Source organism: Pseudoalteromonas sp. NS-SX12, from assembly GCF_057367955.1.
Map to the genome: position 1 here is coordinate 885,687 of NZ_CM170635.1, position 26,670 is coordinate 912,356.

General features: G+C 39.1%; 26 protein-coding genes. 15 read left to right on the forward strand and 11 right to left on the reverse strand.

All coding sequences use genetic code 11. The features are described from left to right. The first annotated feature begins 116 nt into the window (after positions 1–116). The 5 genes from AC2IOM_RS18125 to AC2IOM_RS18145 all read left to right on the forward strand — a co-directional run bounded on the left by AC2IOM_RS18125 (position 117) and on the right by AC2IOM_RS18145 (position 7,587). Complete coding sequence (locus AC2IOM_RS18125) at positions 117–548, forward strand: RDD family protein (RefSeq protein ID WP_486359629.1); 432 nt, start codon at positions 117–119, stop codon at positions 546–548. Between the two features lie 569 nt (positions 549–1,117). After that, the gene (locus AC2IOM_RS18130) at positions 1,118–2,413 is read left to right on the forward strand and encodes a hypothetical protein (protein ID WP_486359630.1); all 1,296 of its coding nucleotides are present in this window, start codon (positions 1,118–1,120) and stop codon (positions 2,411–2,413) included. Between the two features lie 559 nt (positions 2,414–2,972). Then, positions 2,973–3,590, forward strand: coding sequence for a class I SAM-dependent methyltransferase (locus tag AC2IOM_RS18135; protein ID WP_486359631.1), 618 nt, complete (start codon positions 2,973–2,975; stop codon positions 3,588–3,590). 424 nt (positions 3,591–4,014) lie between these two features. Continuing rightward, positions 4,015–5,049, forward strand: a complete 1,035-nt coding sequence (locus tag AC2IOM_RS18140; RefSeq protein WP_486359632.1) for a hypothetical protein — start codon at positions 4,015–4,017, stop codon at positions 5,047–5,049. 354 nt (positions 5,050–5,403) lie between these two features. After that, positions 5,404–7,587 (forward strand): OsmC domain/YcaO domain-containing protein, encoded by a 2,184-nt coding sequence (locus AC2IOM_RS18145; RefSeq protein ID WP_486359633.1) that lies wholly within the window; start codon positions 5,404–5,406, stop codon positions 7,585–7,587. 119 nt (positions 7,588–7,706) lie between these two features. Here AC2IOM_RS18145 and AC2IOM_RS18150 read toward each other — a convergent pair whose 3' ends face one another. Continuing rightward, the gene (locus tag AC2IOM_RS18150) at positions 7,707–8,426 is read right to left on the reverse strand and encodes a hypothetical protein (RefSeq protein WP_486359634.1); all 720 of its coding nucleotides are present in this window, start codon (positions 8,424–8,426) and stop codon (positions 7,707–7,709) included. A 203-nt stretch (positions 8,427–8,629) separates the two neighbouring features. Between AC2IOM_RS18150 and AC2IOM_RS18155 the strand changes: the two genes are divergently transcribed. From AC2IOM_RS18155 to AC2IOM_RS18180, 6 genes are read left to right on the forward strand one after another with little or no spacing between them, the layout of a single operon-like run. Continuing rightward, positions 8,630–10,243, forward strand: coding sequence for a diacylglycerol kinase family protein (locus AC2IOM_RS18155; protein WP_486359635.1), 1,614 nt, complete (start codon positions 8,630–8,632; stop codon positions 10,241–10,243). Positions 10,244–10,279: 36 nt separating this feature from the next. Next, the gene (locus tag AC2IOM_RS18160; RefSeq protein ID WP_138632195.1) at positions 10,280–11,662 is read left to right on the forward strand and encodes a sigma-54-dependent transcriptional regulator; all 1,383 of its coding nucleotides are present in this window, start codon (positions 10,280–10,282) and stop codon (positions 11,660–11,662) included. 20 nt (positions 11,663–11,682) lie between these two features. After that, entirely contained in the window at positions 11,683–11,889 is a 207-nt protein-coding gene (locus AC2IOM_RS18165; RefSeq protein WP_010558585.1) for a hypothetical protein, read from the forward strand. A gap of 5 nt (positions 11,890–11,894) precedes the next feature. Beyond that, positions 11,895–13,391 carry a sensor histidine kinase gene (locus AC2IOM_RS18170; RefSeq protein WP_486359636.1) on the forward strand — a complete coding sequence of 499 codons (1,497 nt, stop codon included), beginning with the start codon at positions 11,895–11,897 and terminating at the stop codon, positions 13,389–13,391. Beyond that, the gene (locus AC2IOM_RS18175) at positions 13,378–13,824 is read left to right on the forward strand and encodes a response regulator (RefSeq protein WP_010558583.1); all 447 of its coding nucleotides are present in this window, start codon (positions 13,378–13,380) and stop codon (positions 13,822–13,824) included. The genes AC2IOM_RS18170 and AC2IOM_RS18175 overlap by 14 nt, the downstream gene beginning before the upstream one ends. Before the next feature lie 8 nt (positions 13,825–13,832). Beyond that, positions 13,833–15,782, forward strand: coding sequence for a response regulator (locus AC2IOM_RS18180; protein WP_486359637.1), 1,950 nt, complete (start codon positions 13,833–13,835; stop codon positions 15,780–15,782). 80 nt (positions 15,783–15,862) lie between these two features. Here the strand turns inward: AC2IOM_RS18180 and AC2IOM_RS18185 are convergent, their stop codons facing one another. The 3 genes from AC2IOM_RS18185 to AC2IOM_RS18195 all read right to left on the reverse strand — a co-directional run bounded on the left by AC2IOM_RS18185 (position 15,863) and on the right by AC2IOM_RS18195 (position 17,655). Next, on the reverse strand, positions 15,863–16,300 hold the full coding sequence (locus AC2IOM_RS18185) for a GNAT family N-acetyltransferase (protein WP_486359638.1): 438 nt from the start codon (positions 16,298–16,300) through the stop codon (positions 15,863–15,865). A gap of 202 nt (positions 16,301–16,502) precedes the next feature. Next, complete coding sequence (locus AC2IOM_RS18190; RefSeq protein WP_486359639.1) at positions 16,503–16,922, reverse strand: hypothetical protein; 420 nt, start codon at positions 16,920–16,922, stop codon at positions 16,503–16,505. A 163-nt stretch (positions 16,923–17,085) separates the two neighbouring features. After that, complete coding sequence (locus AC2IOM_RS18195) at positions 17,086–17,655, reverse strand: BON domain-containing protein (RefSeq protein ID WP_138632210.1); 570 nt, start codon at positions 17,653–17,655, stop codon at positions 17,086–17,088. A 273-nt stretch (positions 17,656–17,928) separates the two neighbouring features. On the opposite strand from AC2IOM_RS18195, the gene AC2IOM_RS18200 reads away from it, so the two are divergent. From AC2IOM_RS18200 to AC2IOM_RS18215, 4 genes are all read left to right on the forward strand, one after another. Further along, on the forward strand, positions 17,929–18,822 hold the full coding sequence (locus AC2IOM_RS18200; RefSeq protein WP_232732369.1) for a mechanosensitive ion channel family protein: 894 nt from the start codon (positions 17,929–17,931) through the stop codon (positions 18,820–18,822). 139 nt (positions 18,823–18,961) lie between these two features. Then, positions 18,962–19,408, forward strand: coding sequence for a ferritin-like domain-containing protein (locus tag AC2IOM_RS18205; RefSeq protein ID WP_010558577.1), 447 nt, complete (start codon positions 18,962–18,964; stop codon positions 19,406–19,408). 33 nt (positions 19,409–19,441) lie between these two features. Then, positions 19,442–19,612: a DUF1328 domain-containing protein gene (locus AC2IOM_RS18210; protein ID WP_010558576.1), complete on the forward strand. Its 171-nt coding sequence runs from the start codon at positions 19,442–19,444 to the stop codon at positions 19,610–19,612. A gap of 49 nt (positions 19,613–19,661) precedes the next feature. Further along, the gene (locus AC2IOM_RS18215) at positions 19,662–19,853 is read left to right on the forward strand and encodes a hypothetical protein (RefSeq protein WP_105172429.1); all 192 of its coding nucleotides are present in this window, start codon (positions 19,662–19,664) and stop codon (positions 19,851–19,853) included. Between the two features lie 92 nt (positions 19,854–19,945). Here the strand turns inward: AC2IOM_RS18215 and AC2IOM_RS18220 are convergent, their stop codons facing one another. From AC2IOM_RS18220 to AC2IOM_RS18250, 7 genes are all read right to left on the reverse strand, one after another. After that, on the reverse strand, positions 19,946–20,644 hold the full coding sequence (locus AC2IOM_RS18220; protein ID WP_486359640.1) for a hypothetical protein: 699 nt from the start codon (positions 20,642–20,644) through the stop codon (positions 19,946–19,948). Then, on the reverse strand, positions 20,644–21,765 hold the full coding sequence (locus tag AC2IOM_RS18225) for an FAD-dependent monooxygenase (protein ID WP_486359641.1): 1,122 nt from the start codon (positions 21,763–21,765) through the stop codon (positions 20,644–20,646). Before AC2IOM_RS18225 ends, AC2IOM_RS18220 begins: the two co-directional genes overlap by 1 nt. A gap of 66 nt (positions 21,766–21,831) precedes the next feature. Next, positions 21,832–22,035: a hypothetical protein gene (locus tag AC2IOM_RS18230; protein ID WP_486359642.1), complete on the reverse strand. Its 204-nt coding sequence runs from the start codon at positions 22,033–22,035 to the stop codon at positions 21,832–21,834. Next, complete coding sequence (locus AC2IOM_RS18235; protein ID WP_486359643.1) at positions 22,025–22,240, reverse strand: hypothetical protein; 216 nt, start codon at positions 22,238–22,240, stop codon at positions 22,025–22,027. The genes AC2IOM_RS18230 and AC2IOM_RS18235 overlap by 11 nt, the downstream gene beginning before the upstream one ends. After that, on the reverse strand, positions 22,233–22,616 hold the full coding sequence (locus AC2IOM_RS18240; protein ID WP_486359644.1) for a hypothetical protein: 384 nt from the start codon (positions 22,614–22,616) through the stop codon (positions 22,233–22,235). Before AC2IOM_RS18240 ends, AC2IOM_RS18235 begins: the two co-directional genes overlap by 8 nt. Before the next feature lie 1,009 nt (positions 22,617–23,625). Then, complete coding sequence (locus AC2IOM_RS18245; RefSeq protein ID WP_486360692.1) at positions 23,626–24,618, reverse strand: fatty acid desaturase family protein; 993 nt, start codon at positions 24,616–24,618, stop codon at positions 23,626–23,628. A gap of 65 nt (positions 24,619–24,683) precedes the next feature. After that, a complete protein-coding gene (locus AC2IOM_RS18250; RefSeq protein WP_486359645.1) occupies positions 24,684–25,736 on the reverse strand; it encodes a flavin reductase family protein in 1,053 nt (350 codons plus the stop codon). Between the last annotated feature and the right edge of the window lie 934 nt (positions 25,737–26,670).

Genomic DNA, 26,670 nt, shown 5'->3' on the forward strand with positions numbered 1-26,670 from the left:
ACTTTACATTGTTCACGTAACAGCATGATGGTAATCTACTGAAATTATTAAATAAAAACTTTTTGGCATTTAGAAAGATTTACCAATCAATGGAGATAAAAGTGAGCAGTACTGGAATGGAAACTTCCGAATCACAACACCAATATGTCGGTTTTTGGGCACGTTTTGGCGCCTCAATTATTGACACAATCTTAGTCATAATGATTACTTACCCTTTGCTCTATTCAATCTATGGCAATGAGTTTTGGGAAACAGATCAATTCATAATGGGACTGTCCGATTTTATAATTAGCTGGGTTTTCCCAATAGCTGCGACTGTTCTTTTTTGGGTTTATAAATCAGCCACGCCAGGCAAAATGGCGTTAAAAGCAAAAGTAGTAGATGCTAAAACAGGCAATGCGCCATCCACACAACAATCTATTATTCGATATGTTGGTTACTACATTTCATTATTTCCCCTCGGCTTAGGCTTTATTTGGGTCGCTTTTGATGCAAAAAAACAAGGCTGGCATGACAAAATTGCAGGCACAGTAGTCGCTCGTTCATAGAAATAAACGACGGTGGCCTTATTGCTCCCTTGATTGTTATCTCGCATCATCCATGATGCGCTCGTTCATTCTTTTTAAACGGCCAAAAAGAACGAACCAAGAAAAAGCCGCCCCAGAAATCAAACTAACTCTTCAAACATAATTTAAATGTGAACATAAACGCCATAAATCGGCATCCATGCCTCAGCATGGCTTGCTCAACCGCTGCGCTCCCTGTCTCGCATTATTCATTTAAATTTTGTTTTCAGGTTTGATTAAAGGGGGTAGTTTTTCTCAGCAACAGCCTTCAAGGAGACAATGGAGCGAACAGCTGACATTAGTAAATTATTTTTTAGCGCTGATTTTATGTCCAGTTGTTATGAGTTTCTCCTATATTCAAGAAAACGACCAATCTGGTCGTTTTTATCCTCTTCATAATTTCTACAATCATTAAAAGTATATCTATAGCAATAAGTTAGCCATTGTGATAGAACTGGTTTAATCAGATAAACGACCCAATCAATGGTAGGAAAACGACCCATTGGGTCGATATTAAATTGTTACATGGCAATTCACCAATCGGAGTAAAAATGTTTCAAAAGGAAGTAGTAGAGTTTTCTGAAAATTTAGAAAGCTTAAGAGATTTTATAGAGTTGGTTGATGCTCATTTAGACGAGAAAAACAGTGATCTAATTGGACAAAGCCCAACCGATTTTGCTCCTCTTATGCTTTTTATGAAATTAAAGCACCCTGAGGACTTCGATTTTGATGAGGACAAAGTTTCTAAGCTTGTGGAAGAATTTGGCTCTGAAATCGACTTTATTGATAATGAAGAAGAAAAATCTACTCAGATTAAGTTGGATAAAGAGGGAAGTAAGAAGTTTACAGCGGCTATGAAAAGATTTTCAAAGACGCAAAAAAGAAAATCAAGCCTTTATCAAAGTTCACTTGTGACGATTATTAGTTATGTTGAGTGGTTTTTGGCACAGTTGATTCACCGTTACTATGAAAAAAACCCTAATGCTATAGGCTTAAAAGATAAACAACTTAGTTTAAATGATTTATATGAAATAGGCTCAATTGATGACGCTAAGAAGTATCTAATTGATACTAAGGTTGAATCAGTTTTGAGGGGAAGTTTTAAAGACTGGGTTACATTTTTGAAAGACCAAATGGGCCTTTCTATGGGCTATTTAAAAGAATCTGAAGAAATGTTGATCGAAGCTTGTCAAAGACGAAACCTATACGTTCATAACGGTGGTGTAGTTAATTCCATATACCTAAAAAATTGCAGTTTCAAAAAAAATAAAAGTCCAGAAATAGGTGTTAGCTTGTCTTGTGACAATGAGTACATCGAAAATGTACTATCTGCTTTTGAAAAATCGTTTTTATTGATATCAGCAGAATTGTGGAAAAAAGCGGAGCCTAAAGATAGAGCAAGATTTCAAGTACTTAGCGAGATGGCCCATGATCATATTTGTAATGAACGTTATGATATAGGAAAGTCCATCTCATATTTCTTATGGGGTGACAAAGGTCAAAAAGAACTAGATCAAACCGTAGCTCAAATTAATTACTGGCAAGCGATAAAATGGAATGGGGATTTCGATTCTATTAAAAAAGATGTTGAGAATGCTGATTTTTCGGCAAAGGACTCGATTTTTATTCTTGCTCAACACACGTTGCTTGATGAATATGAACAAGCATTCAATTTAATACCTGACGTTTTGAAAACTGATAAGTTAGACTTTCAGTCTATTTTAGACTGGCCACTATTTAAAAATTTGCGTAAACAAGAGAGATTTGAAGACTTAAAAATCGAATTTGAGCCGACTTCTGTAGTGGAAAATGAAACAACGTCTGAAGAAGAAAAGTTAGTTCATTAGCATTAGCCATGTAACAATTTGCTTAAACGGACAAAAAACAGCTGGCTTTTTGCTCGTGCCTCGCTAATTTTAGCCAGCTATTTTATTGCCGCTTAGCAAAGCGTTATGTGTAATGTAGTGTTGGGCGTTGACTAAACAGGAAATGGAAAGATTTAGACTATTTGTCAAAGTAGTTTTTAAACCTTTATTTATCATTTTTTGTTTAGGTGTTATTTTTCGACTTTTCCTTCTCATGGCCAATGACGAATCAGATACTGTTACGTTTTATTCAATCACATTAGCTTTTGGAATCTGCTTTTTTGGAGCACTATTTCTTGCTGTAATTGTAGCTGTAATGGGTATATATAAAGAGCGTAATGAAAAAAGCACATAACAAACGCCCGCATAATGGGCGTTAACAAGACAAAATAGAATGGAGTCTAAATGAGGGAATCAATGGCGCCAGAGTCGTTGATTTGGGCTTCATGATTTCAAACCAACAAATCTAAGACTCTGATTCCTATTAATCTATATTTAAAGCTGTTTATTAAGGCACCACCAAACCAACTCAGGAAACACCATGCACAAAAAATCACATTGGGAAACGGTTTACACAACAAAAGCATCAAATGCGGTGAGTTGGTTTCAGCCGCATGCGGTCACCTCGTTAGAGTTTATTAACCGTTTAAATTGTGAAAAAAGTGCTGCCATTATTGATGTTGGTGGCGGTGCATCCACTTTGGTTGATGATTTGCTGTTAAATGGTCACACAAACCTAACAGTGCTTGATCTTTCAGGTGCTGCACTTGCAACGTCTAAAAAGCGCATTGGCGAAAATTCAGCAAATGTTGAGTGGATTGAAGCGGATATAACAGAGGTAACACTGCCAAAACAGCAATTTGATGTATGGCATGATCGCGCGGTATTTCACTTTTTAACAACGCCTGAAGAGCGCAGAGCTTATATTAAAAACGTGCTGCATGCGTTAAAACCAAATGGCCACATAATTATTGCTACTTTTGCAGAAGACGGCCCAGAAAAATGCAGCGGCTTACCTATTGTGCGCTACAGTGCAGAAAGCTTAGAAGCTGAATTTGGTGAGCATTTTGTGCTTAAAGAACAGCTCTATGAAACTCATCAAACACCCTTTGATACAACTCAAAAGTTTGTGTTTTGTCACTTTGTAAAAAAGAGCTAGCAAGGATGTAGAACCAATGGGGTCATAGTCGTTGATTTTGACTTCATGATTTCAAATCAACGACTCTAACACTAATGATTCGTAAATATACTTTTTTTCAACCTTAAAATTACTATTTCAATTGAATCAAAACTTCTAGAACCCATCAATTTGATGTTCATTCCAGCACTAGCAAAACACTTTACATTGACCACGCTATAAATGCTTAGGTCACATGTGTAATGAATTGTAATATTTTTTTCCAGCTATTTTACTACATTGTTATTTACTAGTTACTGTTACTATTTTTAGCCTTATTCCATTAAAAATAAGCCAGTAACTTTTTACAAAACGCGCATTTTTAAAAATTAAATTTGAGTTTTATTAATTAGTAAATATACAAACTGCGCAACCACTTAATTAAATAGTAAAGGGAAAATACATTATGAATGTGGCTACAGACTTATCTGAAACTCAAAAATTAGAATGGAAGGCAAAATTTGAAGATTTGTTTCCTCACTTTAAAGAAAAATTTGAAAAGGTGAAATGTCAAGAAGATGTATTAAGTGTTCAAGAAGAGTTTATAAATCACTTTCGCAGTAAATTGAAAACTGAAATTCAAGCTCATCAGTCAAGAACCTTATTGACATCTGCCAAAAGTAATAACGATGTCGATCAGACTATTCCTGTTTCATTGGCTCCAAAACAGTACGAAAAGCTAATTAATGCTCGTGGTAATGAAATCCATACGCAAATTCAACTTATTTTAGATGGGCTAGATAGAGTCTCAAAAATGGGTGAAACAGCAAGCCCAGAGGCTGTGACAGCACAAATTATTGGTTTTGGTTCATTAGCAATCGGAGCTGTGGCTGGCGCTGTCACATTTAGTACATTGGCAGGTGCAACCATTGTTACCGAAGGTGTAACTATCTCAGCCAGTTTAGCTGGTGTTGTTGCAGCTGGTGTAGGGGCTGTTGTTGCTGGGGCAGCTCTAGTGTTAGGGTTAGTTCTAATTCCATTTATTTACTTTATGGTAAAGCCTGCAATATGCATAACTTTTTTAATAAATGAACTAGATAAAGACCTTGAATTTATTGAGGATTACAATGTTCATGGAAAGCCGACGTTATTAACCCAAGAAATAGGTAAAGCTCTTAAGTTTCCCGACGGAGATATATATACGAATGGTGGGTTATACTCTACTTCAAAACGAGATGCAGCGCTTTTTGGAGCGCAATACGGGTTCTCTGTTAGGTATGATGAGAATACAACGATTGCATTTGGATCTGAATGTCCATTAAACGGAAATAACAATTGCTATTGTGAAGTTAATGCTTCCGCTAAAAAAGCGGCTGAACAAACAACAAAAAAAGACAAGTTGTATTTTGAAGATGAAAAAAATGGCATTAAAGCAAGTATCCGATGTAATTCGGATTCAGGTTCCGTAGCTTGGTACATTGCTAGAGTTTACAATGTGTAATAACGCTTGTTGATTCACAATATATTAAAATTCGGAAACTAAAGAGTTCAATTAAGGATTAACATATACACCCATTCTAATTTGAACTAGTTTGGGTGTTTTTTATTTCAAGCAATTTAACTCTTTTAAAGGTAATAAGTCTGGACCAAACAAGTGCAGCAAACACATTATTCGCTCGCTTAATTCACTGCCTTAAATAAGTCACCAAATGTGGCAATAGATAAGCTGAACTTGGGAAAAAGTATTTATTTTCCGATTTTAGTGAATTAAGCGCTAAAAAAGCGGATAATTACAGCCATTATGTTTGCCTTGCTGCAACCACCTATTCGCGGCGACACACTTGGAACCTAATTCATGGAAATCAAAGTAAATTATCTTGATAACTTGCGCTTAGAAGCGCTGTTTGACGACTTTAACGTTATTGCCGATCAGCCTATTCGCTACAAAGGCGATGGTAGCGCTCCTGGTCCATTCGATTATTTTCTTGCCTCATCTGCGCTGTGTGCGGCGTATTTTGTAAAGGTGTACTGTAACGCGCGCGATATTCCAACGAACGATATTCGCCTGTCGCAAAACAACATTGTTGACCCTGAAAACCGTTACAACCAAATCTTTAAAATTCAGGTAGAGCTGCCAGAGAGCATTTCTGACAAAGACCGTGAAGGTATTTTACGTTCAATCGACCGTTGTACCGTTAAAAAGGTAATTCAAACAGGCCCAGAGTTTGTTGTAGAAGCGGTTGAAAACCTCGATGAAGACGCGCAAGCCATGTTAATGGGTCAGCCTGAGGGCGACGCCAATACCATGATTTTAGGTAAAGACTTACCGCTTGAGCAAACCATTCAAAACATGACCAAGATTTTAGAAGACTTGGGTATGAAAATTGAAATCTCATCGTGGCGTAACATTGTACCAAACGTTTGGTCGCTTCATATTCGCGATGCAGCATCACCGATGTGTTTCACTAATGGTAAAGGCGCAAGCAAAGAAAGCGCACTGTGCTCGGCTCTTGGCGAATTTATTGAGCGTTTAAACTGTAACTTTTTCTATAACGATCAGTTCTTTGGTGAAGAAATTGCCAATAGCGATTTTGTGCATTATCCAAATGAAAAGTGGTTTAAACCAGGCCCAGAAGACGAGCTACCAAACGAGATTTTAGACGACTACACGCTGGATATTTACGACCCAGAGCAAGAGCTACGTGGTTCTAACCTGATTGACACTAACTCAGGTAATGTTGAGCGCGGTATTTGTTCAATTCCGTACACCCGTCATTCAGATGGCGAAACGGTTTATTTCCCGTCAAACCTGATTGAAAACTTATTTTTAAGTAACGGCATGAGTGCGGGTAACAACCTTGCCGAGGCCAAAGTACAGTGTTTATCTGAAATCTTTGAGCGCGCGGTAAAACGCCAAATCATCGAGCAAGAAATTGTATTACCAGATGTACCAGAAGACGTACTGAACAAATACCCAAGCATTGTTGCGGGTATTAAAGGGCTAGAAGAGCAAGGCTTCCCAGTAGTCATTAAAGATGCCTCACTTGGCGGCCAGTTCCCTGTAATGTGTGTTACCTTAATGAACCCGAAAACGGGCGGCGTGTTTGCCTCATTTGGTGCGCACCCAAGTTTTGAAGTGGCGCTTGAACGAAGCCTTACTGAGCTATTACAAGGCCGTAGTTTTGAGGGCTTAAACGATGTACCTAAGCCAACCTTTAACTCAATGGCCGTACAAGAGCCTGAAAACTTTGTTGAGCACTTTATTGATTCAACAGGCACCATATCTTGGCGTTTCTTTAGTGCCAAGCACGATTATGAGTTTGTGGAATGGGATTTCTCTGGCACTAACCAAGAAGAGTGCGATGCCCTATTTGGTATTTTAGAAGACCTTGGTAAAGAAGCATATGTTGCTGAATTTACTGGCCTTGGTACCGCATGCCGTATTTTGGTACCGGGTTATTCTGAGGTTTACCCAGCAGAAGACTTAATTTGGGATAACACCAATAAAGCGCTTTTATACCGCGATGATATTTTAAACCTACACTCACTGTCAGACGACGAGCTAGCTGATTTAGTTAATCGTTTAGAAGAAAGCGAGCTTGATAACTACATTGATATCATTACCCTAATTGGTATTGAATTTGATGAAAACACAGTGTGGGGTCAGCTTACTATTCTAGAGCTTAAGCTATTAATTTACTTAGCATTAGGCGATTTAGAAGAAGTAAATAACCTCGTTGAAAGCTTCTTACAGTACAACGATAACACCGTTGAACGCGGCCTATTCTATCAAGCGCTACACGCAACACTGCAAGTAGCACTTGATGACGAACTTGAGTTTGAAGACTACCAGCATAACTTCACGCGCATGTTTGGCGAGGAAGTAATGAATGCGATTATTGGCTCTATTAATGGCGATGTGCGTTTTTATGGTTTAACACCCACTAACTCGCAGCTAGAAGGCCTAGATAAGCACCTACGCTTAATCGAAAGCTATAAAAAACTACACAGCGCTCGCGCAAAATTAGCGGGTAAGTAAGGCGTTATAAAATTTGAAAAGCCCGATGTATTCGGGCTTTTTTAATGCGTGTATTTCAACGCTTACTGACTAGCAACTGATAAATCCTTGTCGCTCAATTTGTACTGCGGCAAACCACGTTATAAATCCAACCATCGCTGCATTAATTTGTAGTCTTGCTTTTGTTCAGCCAATTTATAATTTTCGACAATGTACGGTTCTAATTGGTTGTATATTTCTTTTTCGGTAACCGTTTTGGCTAGTAAGTGTCGGTAAGAGCGAATTAAATAAAAACGCTGCATTGGGATCGCCCGAGGGTATTTCGACTCTAACAACTGGTCGATAATTTTTTGCGCCCGTTCATACTCGCCGCCCTCTGTTAAATAATAAAGCCATTGGGTTCCTATATTAATGGCAGAGTTTGCGTCGTTACATTGCTCGCAATACTCACTTTGCCACGTCTCTTCTAAAAAGTGTGTGATATAGAATTCGTAAAATGGTTTAAACTCGCTTACCGTGCCACGACCTAAAAAGCCTGCAATCTCTTGGGCATTATTTTGATGCTTAAGCATTCGCGCATAAATTACTTTAAAATCACGTTTATATTTATCATCGCCCGTATTTTTCTCGTAATAGGCTGTCATCTCTTCCGATGTAAAATTCATAGGATCAATGTACTTAATTGGTATTGAATGCCACCAATCAGGTTTTGGCACAGCGGCTTCAAACTCAGGCCATTTAGGCCAGCTTTGCTGCTCCTTTGCTTCGCGATCACGTAACGCTTGATAACTCTCACCGCAACCAACGATGATCAACATAAGTGCTAAAATACTTACATTAAAATAGCGGGAAAAACGCATAATATCTCCTTAAGAAAGTGCTAGGCTAGCATATTTATAAAGGTATGTAATTTTTACACACCTTTGCTTTATACCCTTTGTAATTTTTTCAAACGGGTAGTTATTACACGCCCTAAAAACCATTATCACCTTGAAATATATATAAAAATCCATAGGTACGATTCTTGTAACCCTAAGTTATTTAGTTTTGAGGTGTTGATAGTATGAATGTAACTTTCATTTATTTATTACTGGTTGTTGCGGCATCCGGTCTTGTTTATGTGTCTAAACACCCGTTATTTATTTTTGCCAGTAGCTGGATTCTGCTTTCAGTTCTAATAGTGTTTAGCGCTTACCTATTTGAAAAACCAAACTTCTTTCGCAAACGCGCAACAGGGCAAATTCCAGTAATTATTAAACTGGTATTGTTACCTTATTTACTGTGCGCGCAGCTTTACAACGCGTGGCAGCGCTACAAAGACTCAGTTCCTGCGTTACAACAAGTTGAAGACCAAATGTTTATCGCGTGTCGTTTATTCCCAAGCGATATTCCTATGTTAAAAGCCAATAAAATTGACGCGATTTTAGACGTAACTGCGGAATTTGACGGCTTAAATTGGTCGGCTGAGCAAGAAGGGTTGTACTACTTAAATTTACCGGTGCTTGATCACCAGTCACCTACTCGCGCGCAAATTCTCCATGCGTTACGTTGGATTGAGGCAATGCACACGCTTAACAAAAAAGTGGTGATCCACTGTGCGCTTGGCCGTGGTCGTTCTGTATTTTTATTATGTGCTTATTTACTTTATAAGCATAAGCTCAGTACTCAAGGTGCGCTTGATAGAGTAAAAGAATTACGCCAAACCGCGCGTTTAAATCGTTCGCAAAAAAAACGCTTAAATGCCATTGCACACGTTGATTTACTCGCAAAAACCGAAACCCTACCGCTGGTGATAAACCCAGTTTCAGGTAGCGGTAAATGGTATCAATACGATAACCAAGTGATTGGTTATTTAACACAGCGCTTTTTGCTTGAATTTCATTTTACCGAAAAAGACACCAATGTAAGTGCGCTCGCCCTGCGTTTAAAACGTAATCATAACAAAGTGATTGCCTGTGGTGGCGATGGCACCGTAACAGCCGTAGCCCATGCGCTTGTTAACAGCGACTGCCATTTAGGTTTTATTCCGCTGGGTACTGCTAATGCGCTCGCTCACGTATTGCTTGGTTTACAAACTAAGTTAGAACCCATAACACTTGCATGCGAAGCAATTGTAAAAGGTAAAACACAGCAAATTGACACCATTCAATGTAATGAACACACCGCTTTGTTGTTAGTTGCATTTGGCTTTGAAGAGCAGATGATCAGCTTTGCTAATCGCGAAGAGAAAAATCAGGGTGGTCAATTTGCTTACATTAGCGGCTTTATTAATGCCGTGTCTGAAAGTAAATCACAAAAAGTGTGTATTGCAGTTGATGAACAAAACCCCAAAGAATTGAACGTAAACAGTTTAGTGATTGCCAATGCCGCGCCGTTTTCTACCGTGTTAGCACAAGGCGGTGGCGAGCCAAACTACCAAGATGGGCAGCTCGATATCACCTTAATCGAACACGATGAAAACAGCAGCGCAGCGTTTAGTCTTGCGCAACTTGTGTTTAACGGCCTAGAAGGTAAGAAAAAACACAGCGAAAACAACGTAAATCATGCGCTTTGTAAGCGTGTTTGTTTACACCAACACGGCGACACAGTAAGGTATAGTATTGATGGCGAAATAAAAACGTGCGAAACACTAACCATTGAAATAAAAGAAAAATCATTATGGATTATGACAAAGTAATTTGTTTACTTTGTAGTGCAGTACATTGAGGACATTATGAAAACAGTGTTATTGGTCGATGACGACTCTGAATTTAACGAATTAGGCGCGCGTATTTTTGAATATATCGGCTGCGAAGTGTACACCGCTGAAAGCATTGCTGAGGCCAAAGAGTGGCTTGCAAATACGCGCTTTGACCATGTTTTTTTAGATTTTATGTTGCCCGATGGCAGCGGAATTCACCTAATCGATTTTATTCGCGCGCAAGGTATTAACGTCAACATCACCTTAATTACCGGGCATCCGTCGGTAAAAACCGCCATTGCTTCACTGTGCGATGATCAAATCGACTACTTAACCAAACCCATTCAAGCCGACGACGTAAAGCGCGTATTGTTTAAAGAGCCTGCGGTTACTAGCAAAAGTACAACGAAAATAGAGCGTCACTTTGGCTGTTTAATTGGTAAATCAAAAGCGGCGCAGCACCTAATCACCATGATTGAACGCGTGGCAAAAACCAACGCAAATGTATTATTAATTGGTGAAAGCGGTGTTGGTAAAGAAGTTGTGGCAAAAGCCATTCATAACGCCAGCAAATGCCAAGGCGAGCAAGTGTCGGTTAACTGCGGCGCTATCACCAAAGATTTAATCGGCAGCGAATTATTTGGTCATGAAAAAGGCGCATTTACTGGCGCGGTTGCACAAAAGCAAGGTGTATTTGAACAAGCTGAAAACGGTACTTTGTTTTTAGACGAAGTAACCGAAATGCCAATTGATATGCAGCCTAATTTACTGCGCGTATTAGAAACCCAACATGTCACACGCGTTGGTGGTAACAAACAAATTCCAGTAAATTGCCGCGTGGTGTCGGCCACTAACCGCACCATGAGTGAGATTGCCGAAAAGAAAGTACTGCGTGAAGATATTTATTTTCGCCTTGCGGTTTTTCCAATTGAAATACCGCCATTGCGTGAACGAAAAGAAGATATCGAGCTATTAAGCGAGTATTTTTTAGATGACCTAAACCGCGAATATAAAACCCAGTATCAATTTTCACCTACCAGTAAACAGGTGCTATTTGCCCATCATTGGCCAGGCAATATCCGTGAGTTAAAGCACAGTATTCACCGCGCGTTTATTATGGCTGATCCAAATAGCCAAACAATCGATATTGAACAAATAGAGCCATCGCCTTTTGCACAGCCACCAGCGAACAATCAACCTGCGGTCGTTCAGCAAGCGGTTACACCAAGTACGCCAACGGCTACCTTCGATGCGCCAGAAGTTGATGTAGGAAAAACCATTGAGGCGGTAGAAAAAGAGCTTATTTACAAAACGCTTGAGTCGGTTTCGGGTAATAAAACACTGGCCGCTAAGCTACTTGGCATCAGTACTAAAACGCTCTATAACCGATTAAACGCTTACGAAGAATCACTGTAAAACATGATTTGCGAGGAAACATGACTGACAACAATGAACAACTTAATACCTTAGTTCACGATGCACGAAAGCCACTAAATCATATTTCAATGCATGCTGAAATCATTAAAATTTTAAGTGAAGATGCAGCGAAAAACAGCGAAATTAGCGATGCGGCGAATAAAATAATCGCCGCAAGTAAAGCCTGCAGCGAGCTGTTACAACAAATCGCTGAAAACGCTAAGTGAATATAATGAAAGCATTTTTCGATCGTGCCATTCACAGTATTGCCTTTGCATGGTGCGCATTCTTCATTATTGTATTGGGCATTAGCACCATTACGTTTATTGGGTTACAAAACACCCAAAGTATTGCGCAAATTCAACAAAGTTTTCAAAACACATCAAAGGTGATGCTGGCTATTGACCGTTTGCATATCGACTTACTCAACGCCGAATCAAGCCAGCGCGCTTATTTGATCACGCTGCAAGAAGACGATTTAGCACCTTACAAAAAAGCGTTAGATCAATTTTCTGAGAGTATTACGCAAGCCCGCGAAATTCGCTCTGAAAGCGATATTCAGCAAAAACGTATCGACAACTTTGTGCGCTACGCCGAAGCAAAGTTTGCGTTAGTGGGCGCTGGTATTCGTCACGTACAAACAAACTCTGAGCGCTCGCCTAAGCGCCTTTTAAAAGATGTGCAGATATCTGACCTAGACTTACGCACCATTTATCAAGAGATCATAGAAAACGAAACCGTTATTCGTAATCACTTACTTACCCGCTTAAGTAACGCACGTAAAACTTCTGAAGCAAACCTAATTTGGTTTGCCGCCATTTGTATTGTGATGAGTAGCCTGTTTTTAATATTGCTTATTAAACACCTGCGCAATGTTAAACAAAACGCGTTAGAGCTTGAAAAAAGTAACGAATTACTTGAAGAAAAAGTGCAAGAACGTACCCAAGCGCTGGAACTTTACGCCGAAGAGCTTGGCCGCAGTAACCGCGAGCTAGAAGATTTTGCGTTTATTGCATCACACGATCTGCAAGAGCCGCTGCGTAAAATTCGCGCATTTTCAGCGCGTATTACTGAGCTTTATGCCAGCGCAATTGACGATAAAGGCAAAGATTATTTATCGCGCATGGATAACGCTGCTGCGCGTATGTCGTTGTTAATATCAGACTTATTGGCGCTTTCGCGGGTAACGACAAAAGGGAAAGCCTTTGTTGAAGTAGACCTAAACACCGTACTTGAAGGCGTATTAGACGACCTTGAAATCGCTATTAACGAATCAAACGCCACCATTACGCTGGCAAGCATGCCAAAAATTGAAGGTGATGAAAGCCAGCTACAACAGTTATTCTTAAATCTGTTATCGAATGCGCTTAAGTTCAGACAAGGCGATAAAGCGCCCGAAATCAATGTAACCGTGTCAGAGACTAGCGCCCCAGCACAACATTTAGATGATATTACCAGCGAATGGATACAAATTGATGTGTGCGATAACGGCATAGGCTTTGAACAAGATTACAGCGATAAAATTTTCACCCCATTTCAGCGTTTACACAGTCGCACCGCTTACAAAGGCACAGGCATTGGCTTGTCGGTTTGCAGACGCATTGTAGAGCGCCATGGCGGCCAAATAACTGCACACAGCGAAGTTGGCCAAGGTACAACGTTTACCATGATACTGCCGATTGCAGCATCATCATTTCATTTAGAGGAAAATAGTAATGCTGGAAGCTGAAGTAAAACGAATTAATATTTTAATGGCCGACGATGACGAAGATGATCGTTTGCTAACCCAAGACGCACTTGAAGAAAGCCGAGTCATCAACAATTTATATTTTGTAAATGACGGCGTTGAGCTGCTGGCGTATTTGAACAATCAAGCGCCGTTTGAAGATAAACAAAAATACCCGCGCCCTAATATTATTTTGCTCGATTTAAATATGCCACGTATGGATGGCCGCGAAGCGCTAAAGCTGATTAAAGAAAATGCTGCACTGCGCTCTATTCCGGTGGTTATTCTGACTACTTCAAAGCAAGAAGAAGACAAATTACGTGGTTATGATCTTGGCGCAGCATCGTACATTACTAAACCCGTTACTTTCGAAGGCTTAGTTGAACTAATGAAACAGCTTGGTAAATATTGGATTGAAATTGTTGAACTGCCATAGGGATTAATATGACAAGTATTGAGCGTGTAAGTGTTTTATTGGTAGAAGACGATGAAGATGATTATTTGCTTACGGTAGATTACCTTGAGCAAATTCCTAATTACCAATTTGATGTAACTTGGTTAAGTGACTACCAAAGTGTACTCGACCGACTTAAACAGCAGCCAGTGGATTTATGCTTTTTAGACTATCACTTAGGCGCTCATACGGGGTTATCTATTTTAGAGGCCGCTAAATCACTTAAGCTTAGTACTACGTTTATTATGCTGACTGGGCAATCTGACGAGCGGCTTGATAAAGAAGCCCTTGCACACGGCGCAGATGACTTTTTACTAAAATCAGAAATAAGCAGCCCACGCTTTAATCGCGCGATTTTGTATGCACTATCACGACGTGACTTAGAAAACGAGCGCCTAGAGCGCTACAAAGCCGAGGCGGATAGCCGCGCCAAAGACCGTTTTATGGCGCATTTAAGCCATGAGTTACGCACACCGCTTACCTCAATTATTGGTTACACTGAGCTGCTACGCGACAACCCTCAACTTAGCAATATTAAGCCCGAATTAGACATTATTCATAACAACAGTCAGCATTTACTTAATTTGCTGAATGACGTACTCGATTTATCAAAAATTAATGCCAGCAGTTTAAATATTGAAAAGTCACCTACTGAGCTGGGCCCGTTAATTGCCGATCTGCAAAGTTTGTTTTCAATGGAAACAAAGAAAAAAGGCATTGCGCTTAGCATTGTTGCAAAAGGCGACCTGCCAACAGTAATTATGACCGATGCTAAAAGGCTAAAGCAGATCCTAATTAACCTTGTTTACAATGCCATAAAATTCACCCCCGAAGGCAAGGTTGAAGTGGTGTTTAAGCTGGTGCAGCAAAATCACCACTATTGCTTAAATGTGGCAGTACAAGATACTGGTGTTGGCATTGCGAAAGAAAAACAAAAGCAAATATTTAAGCCGTTTGAGCAATTACAAGACACCATTACCCGTACCTCAGAAGGCGCAGGTTTAGGGCTGGCAATTAGTGCCGCTTTAGTTGAATTGTTTGGCGGAAAAATTACGCTCGAATCCGAAGTAGGTGTTGGTAGCACCTTTTGTTTTGATATTGACTTAGGCACCGACATTGGTGAATGCCAGCCTCTGAGTTTGGCAGCAAGCAAAAGTGATGAAAGCCAGCTTTGCCCGTTATCACTTAAAGGCGATGTATTAATTGTTGAAGACTTGCCCGAAATTCAAACCCTATTAAAAAACCTAATTAGTAACACTGGCGCAAAAGTAGCCTGTGCAAATAACGGGCTCGATGCGGTTAACTTAGTGTGCTCAGGCGAGCAGACGTTTGATCTTATTTTTATGGATTTGCATATGCCCGAAATGGGCGGCAGAGAGGCTATTGTTACGCTCAGAAAGCAAGGTATTAACACACCGATTATTGCCCTCACCGCAGCTGCACAAAAAGACAATATCGATACCCTACTTGCCCTTGGTTTTGATGGCATTATTACCAAGCCAATAAATACCGAATTGCTTTACCAGTCGCTTGAAGCGCATTTACAAGCAAAACCATGCATCAGCGAAAAACCCGCTTATTCCGCTAATGAAAACGCAACTAAACAACGTATTTTAGTGGTAGAAGATGATAAAAACACCCGCGATTTAATGTGTTTGCTGTTTGATTCACTTGGCTGTGAGAGTCACAGTGTAAGCGGTTTTAGCGAATGTTGTGCCTTGTTAGACAATGACACCGCATTTGATACGATTTGCCTCGATTTAAACCTGGCTGATGGCTCAGGTTTAACCCTTGCAAGTGAAATAAAGGCAAGAGAGTGTGATGCCAACCTAGTTATTGTTAGCGGTAGCGAACCACCCGCTGAGGCGCTTGCCAAACATCAAATTGAGCATGTTATCTTAAAGCCTGTGTCGTTAGCAGATTTAAAACAAGTGATTTAACACGCCAGCTTTAGGTGATGCGCTAACTAAAATGGGGCAAGTTTTCACTAAAAACCGCCCCTTTTTAGTATTATTGCAAACTATAGCGATATTATCGCGAGCATATCTTCATTGTCTTCATCCATGCCCACTTCTTGAAAGCCAAAACTTGAGTAAAAGTCTTTCGCGACAGGATTTTTAGGGTTATAGCATATTTCAATCTCACACAAGCCCGGTGTTAACTTAATTGCGTCAAGCGCTTGATTTAAGGCGATTCTGCCAATGCCTTTATTTTGATATTTATGATCTATCATAAAACGCCAAATAGACACTTTTTTTGGTGATTCTTGCACCCACATAAAAAAGCCAACAGCTTGGTTATCACAATAAATTGCTTTGCAGGTATGGCCAGAATTGTAATGCGATTCAACCAGCGACCACATATTACACGCCACGTAATCTTGCTGATCTTCTGTTACATCTAAATCACACACTAACTCATAATTTGAGCTGGTTATTTCTTTAAGTACTACGTCCATATATTCTCTAACTGATATACCTAGAGAAAAATAGACTCTAGGTAAATTTACAAATACCTAAACGCGAGTTCAGGTTAAATAAAACAAGAAGTTAGTAGACCACACAGATTAATAAAGAGTTCAATACAGCTCACATGTTAAGTGCTTTAAACATTGACGATGGGCGCCAGTAACTTAGATGTTGGTTACTGGCATTTGATAGTTACACGAATAAAAGCGCAAATTGATTTACAAGAAAGATGCTGGCATAAAAAATAAATGCGATTGCGCCAGCCCAAAAAATTAACGTAAATACTTTGAGAGGTTTGAACGAATTTCTTTCAGGGTGCGGGCGTAAAACAAATAACAAAGTAAAAATTGTGATAGAAATTAAGGCCGTTAAAGGCAAACTCACCACCCATTGCAAAACAGTATATGTTGGCTCACCTTTCTTCGCATTACTGTTATTCGCTGCATACAATAAAATGCAGGGAATAAAAGAAAATAATACAGCCCAAACAATGCCTTTCTTAAACCTTCTAGTCCAATCAACTTTTAAATTTTTGTCATTTCTAACGGCATCAGCCGCGGCTAAAACAACAACAGATACGGCCCCTAAGCTTGAGAACAATCCTTCGTCCATTAATTTATTCCTTGTCTAAATATTAACTATCTTTTTTTGTAGCATAAAACAACACTCAAGCTATTGCTATATATAATATTTTCTAATTTAGATACGTGTAATTAATAGGCATAAAAAAAGCACCTTTCGGTGCTTTTTTGGTAGTGCAGTAATTGGGACAGGATTAAGACTGTTTTACAACGCGAAGGTTATCTTCTACGTTTTCAACGTCGTCTGCGTTTTTAGCAATGGTAATTGCTAATTGCTTTTCAGCTTCTGATTCAACTTCACCTGTTAAGGTAACGTTTTGGTTTTCAACATCAACATCAATGCTCGTACCGCTAATATCTGTATCGAACAATAAGCGTGTTTTGATTACCGTTGCAATTTTTGCGTCTACAAAGTCAGACTCAATTTGACTGTCGTCTTTTTCTGACTTGTTTTTGCTATCTGGTATCACTGTTAAACGGTTTTCAACCTCTTTAACGCCGTCGATACCAATCACTAACTCTTGTGCCAGCTTTTTATCAACATCGTGATTTACTTTACCCGTTAGCGTTACCACACCTTTATCTACATCGGTGTTAATATCAAACGAATTTAGCTGTGTATTGAAAAGTAAAGTTGCTTCAGCTTTACCATCAATCCAAGCGTCGCTTGCTTCTTTTTCCCACTGGTTGTCTTTCGCGTTTACTGAAAGAGCAGTTGTAGATAAAACAGTAACTAGTGCAAGTGTATTAAATGTACGATTCATAATAAATTTCCTTTTTGCTGAGTTCGATTTACTTAATGCATTTCACATACCAGAATTTTTAACATTAAATATCAGTAACTTATGAAAAAACAAAAATTTACCAATGTAGCTTTTACACAACCAGTGTGAAAAATATCCCTGTACCTTTTACACAAATACACCGCCCCATTATTACAAACGCCTCACAACACCTTAGCCTTACGCAATTTAGCTACGCTGGCATATAAACTGCGTACCCCAAGGTAACGTCATTACATTATTAAAGGAGCAGTTATGTCGATTACATTGGAGAAGTTTTGGTCTCTTATAAATGAAAAGCTCACTCACTGGCTTGAAATAACCATAAAGAATTTGCCCAACATGGTAATTGCGCTTGTTATCTTCATTGTGTTTTTAGTTTTATCTAAATGGATATCGGGTTGGATAAAGAAGTTACTTAACCGCATTTTTGAGTCATCACAAATTGCCGGCCTTATTACAGGCATTTGTCGCATGGTGATTATTGTTATTGGTTTCTTTTTCGCACTCGACATTATGGGGCTGTCAAAAGCGGTGGCATCATTACTTGCGGGTGCGGGTATTATTGGCCTTGCTATTGGCTTTGCTTTTCAAGATATGACCGAAAACCTAATTGCAGGCATTGTAATGGGTATTCGAAAACCATTTCGCGTTGGCGATATTATAGAAGCCGGCGATACCTTTGGCACGGTAGAGCGCATTAACTTACGTAATACCTTAATAGAGAACTTTTATGGTCAAATGGCCATAGTGCCCAACAAAATACTGTTTAAAAACGAGCTATTAAATTACTCGCGACTGCGTAAACGTCGTATAGAAGTACCTGTGGGAATTTCGTACGCAGACGATGTAGATAAAGCACGAGACGTGCTTACCGATGCTATTAATGATCTTGATGGCGTAATTAAACAATCTGAAACTGCAGTATATGCCAGCGAGTTTGCTGACAGCTCAGTAAACCTGCTTGTATGGTTTTGGATAGACTACCCAGGCGAGATTGGCTTTATGGAAATGCGCCACAAAGCGGTTGCCACTATTCATAAAACACTTGAGCAAAACGACATTCTTATTCCATTCCCAATCCGTACTTTGGACTTTAACGCAAAGGGTGGCCACTCTTTGCAAGATATACAGAGTCAAGATAAGTAAAAACTTCATAGTGCCTGTAAATGTGTCGCAGGCACTTTTCAACAAAACAACCTAAATTACTGATTTTTAATGATTTAATTTTTGGCACACGCCATGCATTAATAGTTTGAACCGTTAAGAAAATTGAAAAGGAGCATTTATGTCAAACTCGAATTACAACTTAACCCCGGTAAAAGAGCTTGTGAAAGTTTTAAATGGCGGTATCGAATTTTATAAAGAAGCCAAAACAAAAGTCTCTAGCCAAAGTCTTGAAATCATCTTCGATCGCATGATTTCTGAGAAAGAGCGTGCCGCGGCTGAATTGCAACCATTAGTAGTGCTTGATGAAGGTGAAGTCGAAACGGACAGCGACTTAGTTGTATCAATGCGCGAAACATACACTAAGGTGTTGTCGGTAGTAAGTACTGATAAAGAACATACTTACATTGCCCAGCTTGAAGAAGTTGAAGACCGCGTACTTGATAAAATTGAAGCAGCGCTTGAAGAGCCATTGCCAGCGCCTTACTTCAGTACGTTAAAACTGATTCAAAACAGCATGCAAGCGTGTCATGACGAGATGAAAGCATTGCAAGAAGTAACCGCTTAATAGTTAACCGAAACCGATAATTAAGGAGGATGTATGCTTGGTTGGTCACTTACATTTATTGTTTTAGCAATTGTTGCCGCACTTTTAGGATTTGGTGGCATTGCAGGCGCCGCAGCGAGTATCGCGAAAATTTTATTCTTTGTATTTGTCGCACTGTTGGTACTGTCGCTGATTTTACCCAGAGTAAGGGCACCCAGGGCTTAAGCGGGCCAAAAACCGCTAATACTCAATTAATTTTATAAGGAAAAATATCATGAAAACATTAATGACAATGACAAAAGTAATTGCACTTGGTGCCGTATTTACACTAACGGGTTGTTCTGAAGGCCCAGCAGAAGATGCAGGCGAGCGTATTGATGAAGCCATCACTGACGCGCAAAACAAAGCCGAAGACCTGTGTGAAAAAGCGAAAGAAGAGATCGGCAGCGAAGAACAAAACTGCTAATAGCTTTGCAACCACAGAGTTTATTAATCTGATTTTAACCACTAACGAGTAGGCCTAAGCGACTATCATTATCCCCAGATAGTCGCTTTTTTTTAATCCGCACTTTGAGTAGTTAGCTCATTAAACGTGGCAAGCAATTTATCCAACACAAACGGATCACTATTAGCGTGATCAAAGCTAATACTTAGGGGAACGCTCGGCTCTCCATTAATCGTTTTACGCTGACCAAAATAAAATAAGGGGCGTCCTGTTTTTAATTTGTTTCGATGTATTTGAAATGACGAAAATGCCATATTAGGTAAATTGCCAATAAACGGACACAGTGCCCATACTTCCTGTGGCAATACTTCTAGTTTTGCGTCATTACAATCCACAGATTTGCGATAATAACGCGCAAACTCAGGCCACGAAAGTGCCGTAACATTTTCTAAGATCACATCTTTAAAACGCAGCTCTCCCCCTACCGCAATTGGACAAAAAATAGGAAGATTATCAAATCGATACCATTTGCCATTAATGTTACGGGTCGAGAAAATCCACTCACTCTTAAGTGCCCGTGCTAAACACCAAATTAAAAAGCCTTGAAATGATGCACCTTCAGCACTTTGAAAATGATTTTGGTAATTATCACGAGCCGCGCCTAGCGGTAAATCAAGTGTAATAGACAAGTACGGATCGCTTACATGTTGGTCATCATGAAAATAATCCATTGCCCAGCGTTCGTAAAAAGACAAATCATGCGAACTTAGCAACTCACCCTGATACGTGTTTAGCATAGTTTGAAACTGCATTACTTTACCTCTTGGTCTGCCATTAATTTACGCCAGGCTTTCACATTTTGTGGACCTTGCATGCGAATCAACACATTGCGAATAAAACGTCCAAAACGTGAACTGCCAAGTTGTGCTAATCGAATTATTTTGTTGGACTCATTGACTATCCAACTTACTTCTTTAAGCCTTATCGATTTAAAGTCAGCTAATGCTATATCGATGCTGTAAGCATTTTTTAAGCACTTAGATAAAACACATACATCGTTTAAAGCCTGTGCTACCCCCTGTTGTAAACTGGGCGGGCAACCGTGCATTGCGTCACCAATTAATACCGTGCGTTTACAATATACCTGATTAGAAACAACCGACTTTAAACGCCCTTGGCTGATAGTCGTGGCATTATTAATCGCGCTAATTACCGATGGATGATAGTGTTTAAATACCGCTAACATGCTTTTTTTGTGGTCATGATACAACGCTTTAATTTGTTGATTTGCTGCTTGCCCATAACAATACACCTGGTTTTTACCAATGGGGTAAAACATAAACGCATCGCTCTCCCCCACTAAGTAACTTGGTTCCAGTGATGCTGTGGGCATTTCCACAATAAAGCGCCAATGTGTAACATCTAAATCATTGAGTTCTGGCATATCAAATAACGACTCACGTACATTTGAATTCATCCCATCAGCACCAATCACCAGGTCATATTCGAGTACAGAGCCATCGTTAAAACGCACCAATTGAGAAGACTGCTTATGAGTTACATTCACGATTGAGCGGCTAAATTGAATCTGGTTCTCAATACCTTCGCTTAGTATTTCCATCAAAGACTGTCGCGATAAAGCAACGAATGGCTGTTGCGCTAATATGCCCTGCTTAAGGCTGGCACTTGCCAACAACTCGCGTTGATGAGTTTCAAACCGCACTTCTTTAACTTGGTGAGCTTTGGCTAAAATGGCTTGTTTTAACCCCAGTGCTTCAAACTGCTTCATTGCATTTCCAGGTAAGCAAATACCTGCACCGAAATTATTCAAAGCTTCCTGCTTTTCTATAAGATCAGCTTCAATGCCATGACGTTGCAATTCGCGATACATCAATAAACCGGCGATCCCTGCACCTACAATTAATATTTTCATGTTGTTACCTAAAAAAAGCCTCACGGGAGGCTTTGGCTGGGGGATCCTGTTGAAAACAGGGTACTACTAATATTTTGTTCCGATGACCGAGGCTAAATGCTCGAATTGCTTAGCAAGGCGTATTTGCGCGTCGATTTCCATTAGTTTAAGAATATGATCCATCACTTTACTTTTATCAGATTGAATACGGCCGTATTGCCCTTGCTCTGCAATATACTGGTCGGCGGTGCGCGCCACATCTGTTAGTTTATTTACCATATTAGTTTGCATTGTTGGTCTCACTTGCGAGCAATGAAATGCCACACTTTAAGATTGAAAAATAATCGCCATTAAAGGCATCAATAATTTGCGTTACGCGGTCTTCACCGTACTGTTCTGATACTGTTTTAATAACAAGTTGATACAGCACCTTTGTTTGCATTGGCGTAAGCTCATGGCACTGCGATGATTTAAAACACAAACTCACTTTATGCATAGTAGTGCCTCTGCATAATGCCAATTAAAGGCGAATTTAAAACATGAAACGTCTCAACAAGTTTTTCATTGGTATAAAACACCGAACGCGAAAAGCAAAAATTTTTATCTACTGCGCGGAAATACTGCACTAGCTCATTCACTTTGGTATGACATAACTTTTCACAATGACTCAAACTCACTTCTTTGTTGTTAATCATTAATTTGAGTAATTTATGTCTGCAGTAAAACACGGTTAGTTGTGCTTCAAACAGCGTGTTTTTTGACACCACAATTTGGTAATAATCTTCACTAAACAAACGTTCAAGTAACTTTTGTGTGCTTAGTGCAAGCTCAGAAACTGACACCCCAGCGAAATAAATTTCAGCATTTGGCATAATGCATTCCCTCTGAAATTACTTGGGATATGCACGCTGAAAGTTGTGCTTTTTGCATTAAAGTGGGTATGTGAACCCCTTCTTTTAGATACTGAACATTTAACGCCACTAAACAAAAGTCATCATCAAACTGCACAGTGACACAATAGTGAAGGCCACAATACAAGAAGCATTTTATTGCGAGTTTATGATTATTGATGATTGCGATCTCAGTGCTAACGCTGTCATTTTCATAGCTTTTTAGCGCTACTTCAAAACGTTTCGCTGCTTTTTTTATTAACAAACCTGTACCTCATTCGTTCCCCAAGGCGGCGCATTGTGATGATCACACCTTCAAATTGCAAATAGGCAAAAACACAGGAAAACGAAACATTAACAACATTTTTTTTACAGTTAGCAAAAAGTGATAGCGCTTACATAAAATTGAATTACAACTAGTTACAGATCTAAAAATGAGCAAATAGTGTAAAAGTTGTATTTTCTTAAAACATGTAAGAAGTGGATGCTAAATCCCTAGAAAAGATAGGGATAAATAGAGCAGCGATAAAAGGTGGGAAATAACTAATAAAAAAGACTGAAAACAAATATTGGGACAATGTTAATAAAGTGGATATATAAAGTTAAGTTTCAATTTAACATCTAAAACAAATATTACTATTCAACTTATCACGAATGAGTATAAATAATTACTAAATAGAATATAAATAAAATATAAAATAACTAAAAGAAACCTAACTTGTATGAAAAACAGACAAAAAAACACACTTTATTTACAGAATTTAAATATAAATTGTAAAAACCTTTTGTAAATGATTGTAAACAACCCGTTTGGGTAGGTGAGGAAACTCGTGTTGCCTTTTCAAATATCGCTATAGCTTAGCAAACAGTTTTATGTTTTTTGTCAAAACACGATGAACACGGTAATAACTAAGATAAAAAAATAATGCACCCGCGCTATCGTTGGCAGACAATAACCGGGCACATTATGTTAAGGAACTGATTTAACCAGTTATGGCAACGAATAACGCAAAATGCGTTTAACTACCGAGCCATATTGTTTGAAAAAACTACCTGTGTTGTATTGAATACCGTGTTCACGAAATACCTTTTGCACTTTAGGTGCAATTTCACGGTAACGTTTTGCAGGCATATCTGGAAATAAGTGATGCTCTATTTGAAAGCTTAAATGCCCAGTTAGAACATGAAACCACTTACTCCCTTTAATATTTGATGAGCCCAATGCTTGACGGTAATACCACTGCCCTTTTGTCTCGTTTTCGCATTCTTTTTCACTGAATGTTTTTACATCGCCAGTAAAGTGACCACAAAATATAATGGTTGATGTCCATAAGTTACGTAGCAAATTGGCAATTAGATTACCCACTAATACCCATAAAAAGAATGGCCCTGCTAACAGTGGGAAAATTAGGTAGTCTTTAATTAATTGGCGCGCACCTTTACTAAAAAACCGTGTTTTTAGTTCGCTGTGTGGCACTTTGTAATCGCGGTTCTCTTTTTTCTTACCAAAAAACACACGCTCAGCGGCAAGCTCGTGATACGACACGCCCCACTGAAATAACACACTTAAATTTAGGTAAGTGATAAATTGCCAAAGGTTTTTAACTCGCCAGCGAAAATCGTTTGATAAGCGTAATAAACCATAACCAAAGTCGCGATCTTTACCGATAATATTGGTATAGGTGTGATGCTCAAAGTTATGTACGCGGTTCCAGCTTTTACCGTCGCAGGCAATATCCCACTCGTACGCTTTAGAATTAATATGCTTGTCGTTCATCCAGTCGTACTGGCCGTGCATAACATTGTGGCCTATTTCCATATTGTCGAGAATTTTAGCCGTTGCAAGGGCAAGTACACCTACAAGCCAAAGCCACGGCGAGACAAAGCCAAGCACCAATAAAATACGCCCCGACCATTCTAAAACCCGCTGCATAACGATTACACGGCGAATATAGTTTGCGTCTTGCTCACCCACTTTCGCCATAGTTGTTGATTGAATTTCGTTTAGCTGCTCGGCTAATAAATCATAATTTGGTTCTGCTATTGTGTTCACACTTTAAACTCCACATCTGACACCACTTGCGATACACATAATTGAATTAACTCTTCACCGTAATCTGATAATTTACCGGTGCGGATATCTCGCACTACGCCTTTTTTCTTTACGCATTGGCATTGATGACAAATACCCATGCCACATCCATAAGGCACATTAATCTTGTTTGCTTGAAACTGCGCTAAAAGCGGCTGTTGGTTGTCGGCTGTAAATTTAATGCCGCCATGGTCCACCTGAAAATGCGCTTTTTCATCACCATGTACATGCAAATTAACTAGGGAAAAATGCTCACTTGAAATTGATAACTGATGAGCTTCTGCATAATTTTGAATAGTTTTATAAAAATCATTTGGACCACACACCAGCCACTTTGAATTATGAAACTCCGATAGCTTTTCAATAACATCGCCATCACTACTTCGACTAAGTAAGGTAAAGGTAAAATTTGCTAAGCGATTGCTTAAGCTCTCAAGTTCTGCCACCAGTAGATGCTCATTCGCTTTTGCGTAATACACCAAATGGATAGGCTCTACCTGTTCGTGTAGGTTTTGATGCAGCATCGCAATAAATGGCGTAATGCCAGAGCCTGCAGCGAAAAAAGTAACCGCACCGCTTTGCGGTAATAAAAACGTTCCCTTGGGTTTTGAAATATTAACCCACGAATTAACCTGTAAGCGCGATAAATAAGGGGTAAATGCCCCCGCATCTTGCTGCTTAACCACTAAACGGATCACCCCTTCGTGCATCGCCTGATTTGGGCTTGAAGCAATCGTAAATACACGCATAACTAATCGGCCGTTAATCTCTAACGTTAGTTCAATATGCTGCCCCGCTTTATGAGTTGGCCAACGGGATTCTGTTTTTAACTCAATCGCAAGTGTTCGATTAGCAATAGCCTGAACCGCAACCACCTTGGCTCGATAATAACCATCGCGCCAACTTGGCTTAAATAATTGAATTACAGGCTCAATATATCCCGCCATCGATGTGTGATGGAAAAACTGTTTACTGAACCAATTAGAAAGTGGGTTTAACAAAACATTCATAATTTAGGCTTACACATGTACGCTCAATCAGCGCACAAGTGTAAGCTGAACAGGTGTTTTTTTTCAAGCCCCTCAACAGGTAAAAATAGAGTTTTTACTTTAGAAACCTAAGCAAGTACTCTTTTAACCTAGTTGCTATCACATGCCTTTTATGAGTTTAAAGTCAATTAAAACAAAACGTTAAAATTTTAAACACTTAAGGAAACTGCTATTAAAACAGCGCTTTTCATATAGGATTATTTTTTAAAAAATTTGACGGGTTTGATTTGAAGAAAATCTTTAACGTGGGGGTTCAAGTAAATGATTGGAGTTCAATTTGTAATATCTGAGTGTGTAAACTCACCTAACTCCAAAATTCCCATTTTAAGATTTGATCAAATTTCAATAGATTGAATAATGAACTTATTTTTGTCGAAATCAGGTATGTATAAACTCAGCTAACTCCAGAATCTGAACTTAGATTAAGTACATTAAAACAGTTGGTTAGGCTAATTAAACCGAAAAAATGGCAGTTTTTTTCTGAATTAGCCTTATTTTTATCGTTTATTTTTTCTTTCCGTCAGTATTTTCCTGAGATTTCAATCTGGACAAGATGGGAGTTTTGAACATTCAAACGACTCTCAATGGTCGTCTAATCGCTATTAACCAAGTTCTCAAAAACAGACGTTCACCTATACACGTTTTTGCCCCAAGACGTGTTTATGCGAATGCCGCAAAAGAGCGAATTGCAGCCGTTGAATAAACTATTCCATTCTCATATCAAATTTTTCGTCGTTAGAAGTAAAAATCATTCCTATTCCATTTCTTAATGATCATTTCCCTCTTAATAATATTAACAGGCAATTCGCCTGTTTTCTGCAACTTACAAAATGTTAATTTTCAAATAACTAACTGACTAGTAACGACTAATTATTAGTGTTATAAATTGAATCAG